7 protein-coding genes and 1 riboswitch are annotated in these 13,807 nt (G+C 60.2%); of the genes, 6 read left to right on the top strand and 1 reads right to left on the bottom strand.

The features are described from left to right. Positions 1-9 precede the first annotated feature (9 nt). The 5 genes from ET33_RS00700 (at position 10) to ET33_RS00680 (ending at position 10,713) form a co-directional block, all read left to right on the top strand. On the top strand, positions 10-1,305 hold the full coding sequence (locus ET33_RS00700) for a DUF58 domain-containing protein (RefSeq protein WP_051774998.1): 1,296 nt from the start codon (positions 10-12) through the stop codon (positions 1,303-1,305). Continuing rightward, entirely contained in the window at positions 1,286-3,829 is a 2,544-nt protein-coding gene (locus ET33_RS00695; RefSeq protein WP_051774997.1) for a transglutaminase family protein, read from the top strand. The genes ET33_RS00700 and ET33_RS00695 overlap by 20 nt, the downstream gene beginning before the upstream one ends. Before the next feature lie 420 nt (positions 3,830-4,249). After that, positions 4,250-5,788 (top strand): glutamine-hydrolyzing GMP synthase, encoded by a 1,539-nt coding sequence (gene guaA, locus ET33_RS00690; RefSeq protein ID WP_036675182.1) that lies wholly within the window; start codon positions 4,250-4,252, stop codon positions 5,786-5,788. Between the two features lie 171 nt (positions 5,789-5,959). Next, positions 5,960-6,060, top strand: a riboswitch (purine riboswitch). Between the two features lie 100 nt (positions 6,061-6,160). Beyond that, positions 6,161-7,573, top strand: coding sequence for an NCS2 family permease (locus ET33_RS00685; RefSeq protein ID WP_036675180.1), 1,413 nt, complete (start codon positions 6,161-6,163; stop codon positions 7,571-7,573). A 545-nt stretch (positions 7,574-8,118) separates the two neighbouring features. Then, positions 8,119-10,713: a hypothetical protein gene (locus ET33_RS00680; RefSeq protein ID WP_036675179.1), complete on the top strand. Its 2,595-nt coding sequence runs from the start codon at positions 8,119-8,121 to the stop codon at positions 10,711-10,713. Between the two features lie 24 nt (positions 10,714-10,737). On the opposite strand, the gene ET33_RS00675 is transcribed toward ET33_RS00680, so the two are convergent. Continuing rightward, positions 10,738-12,711 carry an ABC-F family ATP-binding cassette domain-containing protein gene (locus tag ET33_RS00675; RefSeq protein ID WP_036675177.1) on the bottom strand — a complete coding sequence of 658 codons (1,974 nt, stop codon included), beginning with the start codon at positions 12,709-12,711 and terminating at the stop codon, positions 10,738-10,740. A 185-nt stretch (positions 12,712-12,896) separates the two neighbouring features. Here ET33_RS00675 and ET33_RS36105 point away from each other — a divergent pair, with 185 nt between their 5' ends. After that, positions 12,897-13,799: an endonuclease/exonuclease/phosphatase family protein gene (locus tag ET33_RS36105; RefSeq protein WP_051774996.1), complete on the top strand. Its 903-nt coding sequence runs from the start codon at positions 12,897-12,899 to the stop codon at positions 13,797-13,799. Positions 13,800-13,807 lie beyond the last annotated feature (8 nt).

The raw sequence follows: 13,807 nt of genomic DNA, 5'->3' as shown, positions 1-13,807 counted from the left end.
GCGGCAAGCATGCGGAGCTTATTGGCAGTCGGATGGATTGGGGGATGCGGGGCGCTTCTCGGCTGGTGGGCGTTTGGCTGGGGCGGCCGGACGGCTTGGTTTTTGGTTTATGTCTGGGCTTTTTTCGTTGTTTATCTCGGGTTGTTTCGCGCTGCGGCCGGACGCGGGCTGCGGGCAGAAAGACTGCCCGCTGGGATGGAGGCCACACCGTCCGCCGCTCCGGAGCATATCCAGTGCGGGCCGAGCGATGACCGGTTCGTCTATAGCGGGGAACCGGTTACGATGGCCTACCGCCTTTCTGCGGCCTGGCTGCCGTGGTTCGGAGGGCGGCTGCGGGTAGAGGAGCGCTGGGTACATGAGGGAACCGGCGAGCGGATCATTCGGCGAGGTACGGCCGAGACGGGGTTCCTGCGCGCCGAGGTCATGCGCTGTACGATGCAAGGGCTTGACCGCGGCGTGTACCGTCAGGAGGCGCTGATCGTGAGCGCCGTGGACGCTTTCGGGCTTGTGCAGGCGAAGCGCGAAAGCGCAGGCGGCGGGCAGCTGTGGGTGCTGCCCGGAGGTTCGGGTACGGCGTCGCCGCTGCCGGGCACGGCCCCGGAAGGGGCGCGTCCGGCTTCCCGACGGCCGCCGGGTTCGGACCCCGTGCCGCAGGTGAGCGGCACGCGGCCTTACGCGCCAGGGGATCCGCTTCGCCGGATCCATTGGCGCAGCAGCGCGCGCACGGGCGAGCTGCGCGCGAAAGAGACGGAGCTGCCTGCCGCCGGGCGGCAGCTCATCGTGCTTGACGCGGCCGGAGCCGGAGGGAGCGCGGGAGCCGCCCTGTGGGCGGATCCTGCGCTCGCGGCAGCGGTGGAGGCCGCGGCGGGGCTTGCGCTGCGCGCGCTCGAGCAGGGCGCGCGGGTGCGACTGGCCGTCAGTGACGGCCAGTCCGGCGCCGCGGAGGCGCAGGGGCGCGGGCGCGACGGCGAGCTGCTGCGGCTGCTCGCGGCGGTGCCGCGCGGCGAGACGCGCGCCGACGCGTTTGCCGAGCTCGCGCTGCGCGAAGCGCGGCTTGCGGGCGGCGGGGCGCTGACGCTCGTCACAGCCCGCGCCGATGCGCAGCTGGCCGCGGCTCTGCGCGGGCTGCCGCGGGGCGTCGCGCGCGTCGTTTACGTGCACGGGCCCGGGGCGGCTTGGCCTGGGCCCGCGCACGCATGGGTGCGGCAGCTCGAAGCGCTCGGCTGCCGGGTCACGATCCTGGCGCCGCAAGCGTCCGCTGCTGCGCCGAAAGGAGGTGCCGCCGATGCCGCTATCGGCACCTGACACCGATCCTCGCGCCGCTCAGCCGGCGAAGGATCCTGCCTCTCCCGCGTCCGGCGGCAAGGCCGAGGCTGTCGCTTCCGACCTCTGCGCCGCGTTCGCAGCCTGCGCCAGCGTCTTCCGCGAGGTGGCGGCTTCCGCCTCCGCCGCAGCCGCTTCGGCAAGCTCCCGCGTCGCGGCCGCGAACCGCGAGGCGCCGCGAACTCCCGCCAAGTGGGCGGGAGACGCCGCCCTCAGCGTGCTGCTGCTTCTGCTGCTGCTCGAGTGGCTGTACCCGCTGCGTAGATTGTCGGAGCTTACCGAGATATACAGTATCGCTCCGTTCGCGTTTACTTTTGCAGCGTTCATGCTGTTGGATACGTTCCGTCTGCCGGGCCCGGCGGCATGGTCGGCCAAAGCGTTATGGATCGTTATCCTAACGGCTTGGATTCATAACGGACAAGCAATGCCTTCTCCCTCCTGGTGGGTGCAGTGGGGCCGCGAGCTGGCTGTCGATGCCGCCGAAGGCTTGCAGGGGAAGGTGGCGAATTGGGAGCCCGCAACACGGACGCTTTGTTTTATGGCGGGCTGGGCATTCTTTGTGTCTGTCGTGCAAACGTTCATTTTGGAGCGTCGGCAGCTGATTTGGTTTCTTGGCTTGACACTGGGCTATTTGACGTTCTTTCAGGCGGTGTTGGCCTTGGATATGTTTTACGCCGTGCTGCGCTGCACGGGCTTCGGCCTGCTGCTACAAGCGATGCTTCAGCCGGGACGGGCGCTCCGCTGGCGGGGCGAAGCGGCCTCTGCCGCTCCCGCATCCGGGAAACGGATGCTCATCCTTCCCGCGCTGCTGCTGACCGCTACCTGTCTTGGCGCTGGTCTGCTTGGAGCGACGCTGCACCCGCAGGATATGCGGACACCCGATTGGTCCGGGTATGTCCGATCGCTCGAAAACCGCTTTCTGGGCAGTGCTTGGCTGCAGCGGCACGGATGGGCGTCGGAGACGAGAGCCCGGACGGGGTACGGCTCTGACGACGGCAAGCTCGGGCAGCCTTTGCAGCAGGACGACAGCCTTGCGTTTACGGCGGTTACCCCCAGGCTTACCTACTGGCGAGGCGAGGCGAAAAGCTTCTACACCGGCCAAGGCTGGGCGAGAGCGGATGACCCGCCGGCCCCGTTCGTTCCCAATCAGGCGACAAGGCAAGAGGACAGCCGATCGCGATCGGCGGCTTATGCTCTTGTCCGGCAGGAGATCCGCATCGCTTCTCCGAGCTTGAACCGCCAACTCTTCGCGGGTGGCGAACTTAAACGAGTGGCGTCGATGCAGTCGGCCGAAGGAAAACCGATTCCGACCGAGTGGGTCTGGAAGCAGGACGCGACAGACCGGTATACGGTCCCGGCCTTAACGGACCCGGTCGTTTCCTACGAGATCGAGACTTTGGTGCTGACTGATCGTACAGTGCCGGCGGCCGATACGGGGAACGGTTATGCCGAAGACATGCGGACCCGGTACTTGCAGCTTCCCGCCTCGCTGCCGGATCGGGTCCGCCGCCTCGCGGAGCAGCTAACCGCGGGATTGCATACGCCTTATGCAAAAGCAGAGGCGATCGAGCGCTATTTAAGGGAGCATTATCCCTACAGCTTGGAAGGGACGCGAGCCGCGGGTGAGAACGAGGACTTCGTTGACCGGTTCCTGTTTGAGCAAAAAACCGGGTATTGTGATCACTTTTCCACCGCGATGGCCGTGCTGCTCCGCTCAGCCGGAGTACCGACCCGCTGGGTCAAAGGATTCGCGCCTGGCGAGGTGGTATCCCGGACGGCCGCCGACGGAGACGAGCGCTACATGGTCCAAGTGCGCCAAAAGCATGCGCATTCTTGGGTCGAAGCCTATTTTCCATCGGTCGGTTGGGTTCCGTTCGAGCCGACTCCGGGCTATGCCCTTACGGGAGGAGCTTCCGCCGATGCGGCTCCTGCGGCTGCTTCAACCGCCGCTCTGGCGGCAAATACCGAAGCGGGCAAGCGGTCGCTCGTATCCCAATGGACTACATCAATGACAGATTTCGCAAATACCGCATTGGATTGTGCAAAAGCCACGTTATCCGCGGCTGTCGCCTCGGTCGAAGGGTGGATGCGCGCCGCAGTACCCTTTTTAGAGAGCGCGCTTTTCCTCTGGCCGATAGCGCTGCTCCTTGCTGGCGGCTTCCTTCTGGCGTTGCTCAGCAGGCGTCGAGTCCGTCAGCTTGATCCCACGCAGACTTCCGACTGCCGCGGCAGCCTGCGCCGGGTCTCGCTGCACCGCTTTGCCGACCGGCTGTGGCGGCGGCTGCAGCGCTCGTACGGCCGTGCGGCGCCGCAGCAAACGCTGCGCGAATACGCGAATTCCCGCCGCTGCCGCAGCGAGGCGCAGCGCATCATGCTGTTCCAACTGGCGCAGCTGCTTGAAACGGTGCGCTATGCCGATCCGGATGGCCCGCAGGAGCAGGTCACCCGCCGTATGCTCACGGACGCATGGCGGCGCCTGCGTCAAAACCGGAGCCTGGAACCGTAGGCGCTCTTCCACGAAGAGCCGCCTCCTGTTTCGGGCTTTTCTCTTACGTCCGGTCGGTCCGTGCAGGTGACTACATGCAAACCGTTCACAGCTTACCCACAATGCACATCCGAATAGAGGAACGTCGTATCGTCCACATATCCCCAACGGCATGCGCCATTGTTTCGTTTATGTACATATTCCCAGCAACATATTCGATGCCGCGCTTTGTACACATCCCGGGGACAAACCGAATCCGAATACTCCTGGAGTCGGCTTTCCTTTCCTCAAAACCCTTTTTTGGGGCATAATGGAAGAGTTATAACGCTTACATCGGCGCTGCGGCGTGACTTTCCGCTCAGGCATTGCCCTTTGCCGGGCAGAAGTTTATAATAAGTTTCATTGAAAACGAACGAAGAAGCCAGGAGGAACTTACTTAACATGGACAAGCCGAACGAAATCATTGTGGTGCTCGACTTTGGCGGACAGTACAACCAACTCATCGCCCGTCGGATCCGCGACTTGGGCGTTTACAGCGAATTGCTCCCTTACAACACCCCGATTGAAAAAATCAGAGCGCTGCAGCCGAAAGGCATCGTTTTCTCGGGAGGCCCCGCTAGCGTGTACGGAGAAGCATCGCCGCTGGTTGACCCGGCCGTGTACGAGATTGGCGTGCCGATTTTCGGAATTTGCTACGGCATGCAGCTGATGGCGCATCAATTGCAGGGCAAGGTGGAACGGGCATCGAAGCGGGAGTACGGCAAAGCCGAGGTTGATTTCACCGACGCGTGCGGTTTGGTGCATGGCCTCGACAAAAAACAAACGGTTTGGATGAGTCACAGCGACCTTGTCGTCCAGGCGCCGGAAGGGTTCGTCATTGACGCAAGCACCGAGCACGCTCCCGTAGCGGCCATGAGCCATCCGGAGAAAAAAATGTTCGCCGTTCAATTCCATCCGGAAGTGCGTCACTCCGTCTACGGCAACGATATCATCCGCAACTTCCTGTATCATATCTGCGGCTGCGAAGGCAAGTGGAGCATGGAAACGTTCATCGAGGATACGATCCGCGACATCCGCAATCAGGTCGGCGACAAAAAAGTGCTCTGCGCGCTCAGCGGCGGCGTCGATTCGTCCGTCGTGGCGGCGCTCATCCATAAAGCGGTCGGCGACCAATTGACCTGTATGTTCATCGATCACGGTCTGCTGCGCAAAGACGAAGCGGAAGGCGTCATGGATACGTTTGTCGGCAAATTCGATATGCATGTCGTCAAAATCGACGCGCGCGAACGGTTCCTCGGCAAGCTCGCCGGCGTGGATGATCCGGAGCAAAAACGCAAAATCATCGGCACGGAATTCATCCGCGTCTTTGAAGAAGAATCGGCCAAGCTCGGCGATTTCGCTTTCCTTGCCCAAGGTACGCTGTACACGGATATTGTGGAAAGCGGCACGGCAACGGCACAAACGATCAAATCACACCATAACGTTGGCGGTTTGCCGGAAGACATGAAGTTCGAGCTCGTGGAGCCGCTCAAAGCGCTGTTCAAGGACGAGGTCCGCAAGGTCGGCGAGGAATGCGGCCTTCCGGCGGCTATCGTATGGCGCCAGCCGTTCCCGGGTCCTGGACTTGCGATCCGCGTGCTTGGCGAAGTAACGGAGGAGAAGCTGCACATCGTGCGCGAATCCGACGCGATTCTTCGCGACGAAATCGCCAAAGCCGGTCTTGACCGCGAAATTTGGCAATATTTTACCGCGCTCCCGAACATGAAAAGCGTCGGCGTCATGGGGGACGAGCGTACGTATTCGTACACCGTCGGCATCCGCGCCGTCACGTCGATCGACGGCATGACCGCCGACTGGGCGCGTATTCCGTGGGACGTGCTGGAGAAAATATCGGTACGGATCGTTAACGAAGTCGATAATGTCAACCGCATCGTGTACGATATCACCTCCAAGCCGCCGGCTACCATCGAGTGGGAATAATCGGCAAGCCCGTTTTCTTCGAATGAAGAGGACGGGCTTTTTTTGATGTGCAGCCCGTCTGCCGAACTCGGACTGCCTGTCACGATTCCGAACGAATTTATAACAGATACGCAGATTGTTCGGAAAAATAATTGACAATCGCCGCTCCCGATTTTAGAATAAGGATTGTTGACAAAATAGGAATAACCGTTTCGTATAATTCCGGGAATCGGCCTGGAAGTTTCTACGAGATCACCGTAAATGATCTGGCTACGAACAAGGATAGGATGGTTCACGGATATATCCGTGGAGCCTTCTTTTGCTTGATAGCCCGGGGTCTTTACCCGGGTTTTTCGTCGTTGTTCCGATTAAATATGTGGGAGGATTTCTAGAATGGACCGGTTTTTTAAACTGAAGGAAAACGGTACCACCGTACGTACCGAGATCATGGCCGGGCTGACGACGTTTATGACGATGGCCTACATTTTGGCCGTGAATCCGAACATTCTTAGTGCGTTCGGTTCCGGGGCGACAGGCATGGACTGGACGGCGGTGTTTCTTGCCACGGCGATTGCCGCAGGCGTGATGACGATCGCGATGGGCTTGTTCGTCAACTTTCCGGTTGCGCTTGCGCCGGGGATGGGGCTCAATGCGTATTTTGCAACGGTTATTTTAGCATCGCAAGGTCAATTCACATATCAAATGGGATTGACGGCGGTTTTCATTTCAGGCTTAATTTTCATCGTATTGACGGTAACCAAAGTGCGGCAGCTGCTGCTGGTCGCCGTACCGGACAGCCTTAAGCACGCGATTACCGTAGGGATCGGGCTCTTCATTGCGATCATTGGAGTGAAGAACAGCGGCCTGTTGACCGTTGCGGTGGAAGCGGGCAAAGACATTCCGGCGCATAAATACACGGATGTTCTTTCGTTTGAAACGGTATTCCATATCGGCAGTATGAAAGATCCGAGCGTGCTGCTCTGCATTATCGGCTTGGCGCTCATCTCCGTTCTGATGGTGCTGCGCGTGCGGGGAGCGATTTTGTTCGGGATTTTGCTCACGACGTTCGTCGGCGTGTTCATGCACAATCCGGACGGCTCGCCCATGGTCAATTTCGCCAACCTGACAAGCGCCAAAACGACGTGGGTGCCGGACATGAGCAAGCTGGCATTCGCTCATTTCGATTTCGCCGGTATTATGCATGCGGGAATCATCTCGGTCATTGCGACGTTCACGTTTGTCGAGATGTTCGATACGTTCGGCACGCTCGTAGGCACAGCCAACCGGGCGGGTTTCATGAAGAACAAGGAAGAAGGCAACAAAAAAGTCGGCAAAGCGATGATGGTCGACGCCGTTGGCGTCAGCGCCGGTGCATTGGTCGGAACGAGTACGGTGACTGCGTTTGTCGAAAGCTCTGCGGGGGTTGCCGAAGGCGGACGCACAGGTCTTACGGCGGTTACAACGGGCGTATGCTTCCTGCTGGCGCTCTTCCTGGCACCAATTGCGGCGCTTATTCCGGGGCCGGCAACGGCGGCGGCTTTGATCATCGTCGGGGTGCTGATGATGCAGGCGGTGCGGGAGATCGATTTTCAAGATCTGGTTTACGGCATTCCGGCTTTTCTGATCGTGGCGCTTATGCCGTTCACGTATAATATCGCGAACGGAATTTCGTTCGGGATCGTCAGCTACGTGCTGCTGGCGACGGTCGCCAAATTGGGCGGCAAGGGCCAATATAAAGTGCATTGGCTGATGTGGCTGCTGGCGGTGCTCGTGATTGCGCGCTATATGTTTGTCGGCGGAGAATAAGCTTGCGATGGTAAATTTGCCTGTCGTCTCTTACATGAGACGGCGGGCTTTTTTCGTTGGTGAAAACGAATACGGCGAGCCGAACCGAAAGCAAAAAATCGCCAGCCTTGAGCGGATATGAGAGGCAAACAGCTGGAGTAGAGGCTGTGGATATAGTTATCCACAGCCTTTGTGCATAATGTGGGTAATTCGGGAAATCCGCGTCAGAAGAACGTTTAACGTGCTTCGTTTTCCCAAGAGGGAGTGGATAAGTTTTTCACATTGAATATGTGGATAATGTGAATAAGTTTGTGGATTCCTTAAAAAAGCTTGATTTTTCTAGAGAAAGTGACAAGTTTTTATGGGGATAATGTTGTGGATAGAGTGAATAGCTCCGTTACAGGGGATAAGCTGGATAAAGCGGAACGAATTGGGCAAAGTACGAAAAAGAGGTCTTTTGCGAGGAGTTCGGCGGAGCATGCAAAATTTCGACGCTATTGCACGTGCGATACGCTGCATACGACGAATTCCCTGATGAGCGATTGGCAAGGGAGAGGCGGAACATCATGCGCAATGGAACGATTCGTCGAAAAGCCTCCAGGCTGTATGCCAAAGGGATCGTTTGTATCATGGCAGCCGTATCGTGTATGTGGATGAGTGTATCCTATGGCGCCTCCCCGGCTTATGGGCTGGGGATAAATTCCATTGCTCAAGGTCAGGTTATCCCCATTACAGAGGAAAAATCAGAAGTTATCCCCAATTCTGAAAATTCTCCGATCGTTACGGTGATTTCCATACCCGGGTTATCGTTTATGGAGCTGCTGCCGGAGTGGTTGGACCGTCTTCCGGCCTTGCGGAAGCTTGCGACAACGGGGGGACTGGCCGCAATGAATGTGCGTGTCCCCTATAAAGGACTCGAGTCGGTATACGCGACTTGGGGGGCGGGAACGCCGGCGGATGGCAAAGGAGGCGAAGGGTGGAACCGTGCTGAGCGGCGGGACGGGCAGTCCGCCTTAGCGCTCGTGCGCAGGTTTGCCGCTGACGGAGCGGAAGCTGCCGCTTCGAGCGTCTCGGTGCTTGTTCCGGCTTACCCTTCGCTCAAACGGGAGAACGCGGAAGGGACTTACTTGGCCCGGCCAGGCTTGCTCGGAGAAACTTTGAAACGCCATGGCGTCCGCTTGGGCGTGTGGGGCAATCTCGATGAGCCGGGAGGAGGAACGGATCGCTTCAAGCGGCCTGCTCCGCTTATGATCATGGACGGTCAGGGAACGGTAGCGGCAGGGGATGTAGGCCGGGGCACGCTCACCGCCGATGCCGCCATGCCTTCGGCTATCAGGACGGATACGGAACGGCTGGTCGAGGAATGGAGAGCGTTTGTTACCGGACGTAAGGCGTGGCCTGCGGAGGGGACGGATCGCGGTACGCTCGCGGTGATGGAGCTTGGCGATTGGTATCGGTTGTACGCAGAGAAGGCTTGGTACGAGCCCGGCCGGTTTGTCGAACGGAAAAGAGCGGTGCTAGAGCAGACGGACCGGCTGTTATCGGAGCTTACGGGCGAGATGGAAGCGTCCGGCAGACGTCATGTACTGTGGCTGGTCAGCCCGAAGGTGCATTCGGAGGCATGGAAAGAAAAATGGCAGCTCACCCCGGTCATCCGCTGGTCTGTGGCCACAACGGAAGGCATACTGATGTCTTCGGCTACGACGCGGCGTCCCGGGCTGGTTGCAGCTGTCGATGTGGCTCCGTCGCTGCTGGGCGAATTCGGGCTGGCGCGGCCGGAGGGCATGATCGGATTGCCTATCGTGAGCGCCGAATCGGGACGCGACAGCAGGTCACCGCTTGCTGTGCTGCTAAACGATATGCGTCAGATGGCTAACGTCTACGCGCTGCGGCCTACGCTATTGTACGGGCTTGCCGGGTACGAAGTGGCCGTTATGCTGCTGGGGCTTATTACGCTGTGGTGGGCGAAGCCGACGGGTCGCTTGAGGAGATGGATGCGCGGTTTGCTGTTTTCGGTGCTGCTTGCGCCCGGCGTCATGCTAGCGCTGGGCTGGGCGGCGTATATGAACAAGCTGCTATTGGCGGGCTTGGCGCTTGCCGCTCCTCTCGCGCTCGGAATGCTTGCCGCAGTAGGCTCCCGGGAAATTCCGCAGCTTATGCGCACGCTTGGATGGATCGGAGCGGGGACCGGGGCGCTGATCTTGTTTGACGGCTACACCGGCGCCGAAGCGATGAAGCGTTCGGTGCTCGGGTACGATCCGATCGTCGGCGCGCGTTATTACGGGATCGGCAACGAGTTTATGGGCGTATTGCTCGGCGCCTCGCTGCTTGGGTTGAGCGCGTGGCTGCAGGTCAGGCGGATGCGGACGCGGGTGTTTAAGGGCTATGGCACAGGGGAAGGAGCGCTCCAGCCCGGCAACGCGGCCGCGCTGGAGGCAAGCCCCGGCGGTCTGGGGCGCACCCACGCCGTCGCCCGCCTCAGCGCCTGGCGCGAGGCTGCGCCTGCCGCCGTCGTCGGAGCAGCCGTCGCGGGCTGCCTCGCAGCGCCTGCGCTCGGCAGCGAGGCCGGCGGCGCGCTCGCCTCGGCCGCCGCCTTCGGCGCGCTGGCGGCCCGGCTCGCCGCTGGTGGCGCCCTGCGCCTGCGCCGGCTCGCGCTGGCGGTCGCGCTGCCGCTCGGCGCGGCGCTGGCGGGCCTCTGGCTGCTGAACGCCGCTTGGCTCCCCGGCCCGGCCGGGGAACCAAGCGCCGCCGCAACCGTGAACGCGCCCGCCGCTGCTGCACCGCCCGCGGCCAGCTCCGCCCTGGCCGCCCCAAGCAGCCATATCGGCCGTGCCTTCGATGACCTGCGCCACGGGCGCTACGACGTGATCGGCGCGATCATCGCCCGCAAGCTGGCGATGAACGTTCACCTGATCCGCGTCTCCGCTTGGAGCAAAGTGCTGCTTACGGCCCTGGCCGTGATGGCCGTGCTGGTGCTCCGGCCCTCAGGACGGCTGCGCCTGTGGGAGCAGCGCTACCCGTACCTGATGCACGGGTGCTATGCCAACGTCATCGGTGCGCTGGCCGCGCTCGTCTTGAACGATTCCGGCATTGTCGCCGCCGCGGCGATGATCGTCTACAGCAGCGTGCCGCTGCTGCTGTTAAAACTAGAGGGCGCCTGATCGCAACGACAGGCGCCCTCCATATTATTCTGCTAGCTGTTCCCACTGCTCGTAGCATTCCGCAAGCTGTTCGCGCTTTGCTTCCAACGCTGCGTTTTTCTCCTGCACGAGCACGTAGTTATTATACACGTCCGGGTCGGTCAGCTCGGCTTCCAAGCCGCCGATAGCCTCCTCCAGCTGCGCAATCTGCTGCTCCAATTGCTCCAGCTTGCGCTGGCGGGTGCGCTCTTCGCGCTTCGCCTGCTTCCCGGCCTCGTAATCGCTGCCGGCTCCCGGTTCAGCCGTTTTCGCCGCGCTGCCTTCCGCATGTCCACGGCCTTTGGCGGCTTCCGCGCCTCCGCGGCTTGCCGCTTCCGCCAGCCGCTGCTGCTCCATCTCGGCCAGCTCCAGCTTCTTTTCCACATAATCGTCGTAGTTGCCCAGGTAGACGGTTACTCCGTCCTTGTCCAATTCGAGCATATTCTCGGCCATTTTGTTCAAGAAATAACGGTCGTGGGAAATGAACAGCAGCGTGCCCTCGTACTCTATCAGGGCCGATTCGAGCACTTCCTTACTGTACAAATCCAAATGGTTCGTAGGCTCGTCGAGAATGAGCACGTTCGCTTTTTGCAGCATTAGCTTCGCCAGCGCGACCCGGGCTTTCTCGCCGCCGCTGAGCGAGCCGACCTTCTTGAACACATCCTCGCCGCTGAACAAAAAGTTGCCGAGCACCGTGCGGATGCGCGCTTCTTCCAGATGAGAGAAGGCGTTCCATACTTCTTCCAGCACGGTTTGGTTCGGGTTCAGGCCCGTCTGCTCCTGATCGTAGTAGCCGATCTTAACGTTCGTTCCCCAATCGAAAGCCCCGCGGTCCTGCGTATGCTGCCCGATCAGCGTCTTCAGCAGGGTCGATTTGCCGATCCCGTTCGGACCGATCAAGGCGGCCGTGTCGCCGCGGCGCAATTGGAACGTAATGCCTTGCGCCAGCGGTTGCTGCCGATCGTAAGATACGGACAGACCCCGTACGTCGAGCACTTCCCGGCCCGTAGGCGCCTCGACCTCAAAGGAGAAGCTGGCCCGCTTCAGCTCGCCGAGCGGCTTGTCGAGCCGATCCATTTTATCCAGCGCTTTGCGGCGGCTTTGCGCCCGTTTGGTCGTGGAAGCGCGGACCAGATTGCGCTGGATGAAGTCTTCCATTTTCGAAATTTCTTCTTGCTGTTTTTCGTATTGCTTAAGCTGCACATCGTAATCCGCCGCTTTCAGCTCGATGTACCGCGAATAATTTCCGGTGTATCGGCGCGACGAAGTTCGTTCGATCTCATAGATGGCGCCGACAAGCGAATCGAGAAAATAACGGTCGTGGGAGACGACCAGGATGGCTCCGGGATAGGAGCGCAAATATTGCTCCAGCCACGTCAGCGTCGGAATGTCCAAATGGTTCGTCGGCTCGTCCAACAGCAGCAGGTCCGGCGCTTCGAGCAGCATTTTGGCCAGCGCGAGCCGCGTTTTCTGTCCTCCGCTCAACGTTTGCACCGGGGTAGCCGGGTCCATATGTCCGAAGCCCATCCCGCTCAAGATTCCGCGAATTCTCGCCTCGATCTCGTAGCCGCCGCGTTCGCGGAACGCATCCGACAGCTCGGCATAGCGGCGCATCGTTTCCTCCGTTTTTTTCTCATCGGCCAGCACGTCCGGATCGGACATGCGCGCTTCCAGCCGCCGCAGCTCCTCTTCCATTTCCAGCAAACGGTCGAATACGCTCATAAGCTCGTTCCAGATGGAGCGATCCGACGTTAATCCGCTGTTTTGTTTTAAATAGCCGATTTTCGTCTCTTTTGCCTTAAAAATGCTCCCCGAATCGTAAGACAGCTCGCCTGCGATGATCTGAAGCAGCGTCGATTTGCCTGCGCCGTTGACGCCGACGAGTCCGATGCGTTCCCGCGCCTCGATTTGAAGCGATATATTGGAAAGTACGGTGCTGACGCCGTAGCTTTTCGTGATGGCTGAAACTTGAAGCAGCATAATGAATAAAGCCTCCTGAAATCAAAGTCCTGAAAAAAGGCGACAATCTCCCTCAGTTTAGCATATTTGCCCGCCGATTTCGATTTCCATCCGTTCCCCGGTATACAAAAGCGCCCTGCTTGTCTTATGCTTTTATACGCATGCTTCTGAATCGTGATCCAAGAGAGTGAGAGGAGGCGATTATTGTGCTTCCGGTGCCCTTACCGAAAAAAGCTAACCTCCGACGCGGCGCGCCGTCCCGCCGTGTGTGGCTTGCCATATGGAGCGCATTGCTGCTGATGGCGTTCCTCGTTCCGAATACCGGCTTCTTGCAGCCGACGCCTTCCGGTGCGAAGTCCCACCCGGTACCGGCCGTCTCGTTTACGGGACCCGATTCGGGCAAATACCGGCCGCTTCAAGTGATGACGTACAATATTCGCCACGCCGAAGGAATGGACGGCCGCGTCAACCCGCAAGCGGTACTGCGGGATCTAAAAGCCGCCAATGCGGACGTCATTGCACTGCAGGAAGTGGACCGGCTGCAGTGGCGCAGCGGTTTGCAGGATCAAGCCCGCTATTTTGCCCAAGCTATGGGCATGCATTGTATTTATGCTCCCGCGATCCGTCGCGGCGTGTCGCAGTACGGCGTCGCTCTGCTGAGCCGCTATCCGCTCGAAGCGCCGCAGATTCACCGGCTTACCGGCGGACGCGAACCGCGGCTGCTGTTGACGGCCGAGCTGCGCTTGCCGGATCGCACCGTGACGGTTGCGACCACGCATCTCAGCGTCGAAGCCGAAGGGCGCACGCGCGAATGGCCGCAGCTGCTTGCCGCGCTGCGGAACGGGCCGACGCCTCTGATTTTGCTCGGCGACTTTAACAGCCCGTCTTCCAGCCCCGAGCTTCAGGAGACCGTCCGCGGACTTGGACTGCAGGAAATCAGGCCGAAACCTTCCTCCTTGCCGACGGTTGCCCATGGAGGCAGGATCGACCACATTTTTACCAATTTGCCGACGGAGCGGCCCGCGCTTGTCAGAGACAGTCGCGCTTCCGATCATAGGCCCGTATTTGCCTCGTTGAACGAAAACGAAATCCCCCTTCACACACGTTAAGCTGCCGG

Source organism: Paenibacillus tyrphae (genome assembly GCF_000722545.1).
Taxonomy (GTDB): domain Bacteria; phylum Bacillota; class Bacilli; order Paenibacillales; family NBRC-103111; genus Paenibacillus_G; species Paenibacillus_G tyrfis.
The sequence above is the reverse complement of the archived record's forward strand: the minus strand, read 5'-3'. Positions and strand labels throughout refer to the sequence as shown.

Bases quoted from the DNA above. Each gene is read 5' to 3' on its own strand.
- ET33_RS00680 (WP_036675179.1), top strand. From the start codon at position 8,119: ATGCGCAATGGAACGATTCGTCGAAAAGCCTCCAGGCTGTATGCCAAA.
- ET33_RS00675 (WP_036675177.1), bottom strand. From the start codon at position 12,711: ATGCTGCTTCAAGTTTCAGCCATCACGAAAAGCTACGGCGTCAGCACC.
- ET33_RS00695 (WP_051774997.1), top strand. From the start codon at position 1,286: ATGCCGCTATCGGCACCTGACACCGATCCTCGCGCCGCTCAGCCGGCG.
- ET33_RS00685 (WP_036675180.1), top strand. From the start codon at position 6,161: ATGGACCGGTTTTTTAAACTGAAGGAAAACGGTACCACCGTACGTACC.
- guaA (WP_036675182.1), top strand. From the start codon at position 4,250: ATGGACAAGCCGAACGAAATCATTGTGGTGCTCGACTTTGGCGGACAG.
- ET33_RS00700 (WP_051774998.1), top strand. From the start codon at position 10: ATGCGGAGCTTATTGGCAGTCGGATGGATTGGGGGATGCGGGGCGCTT.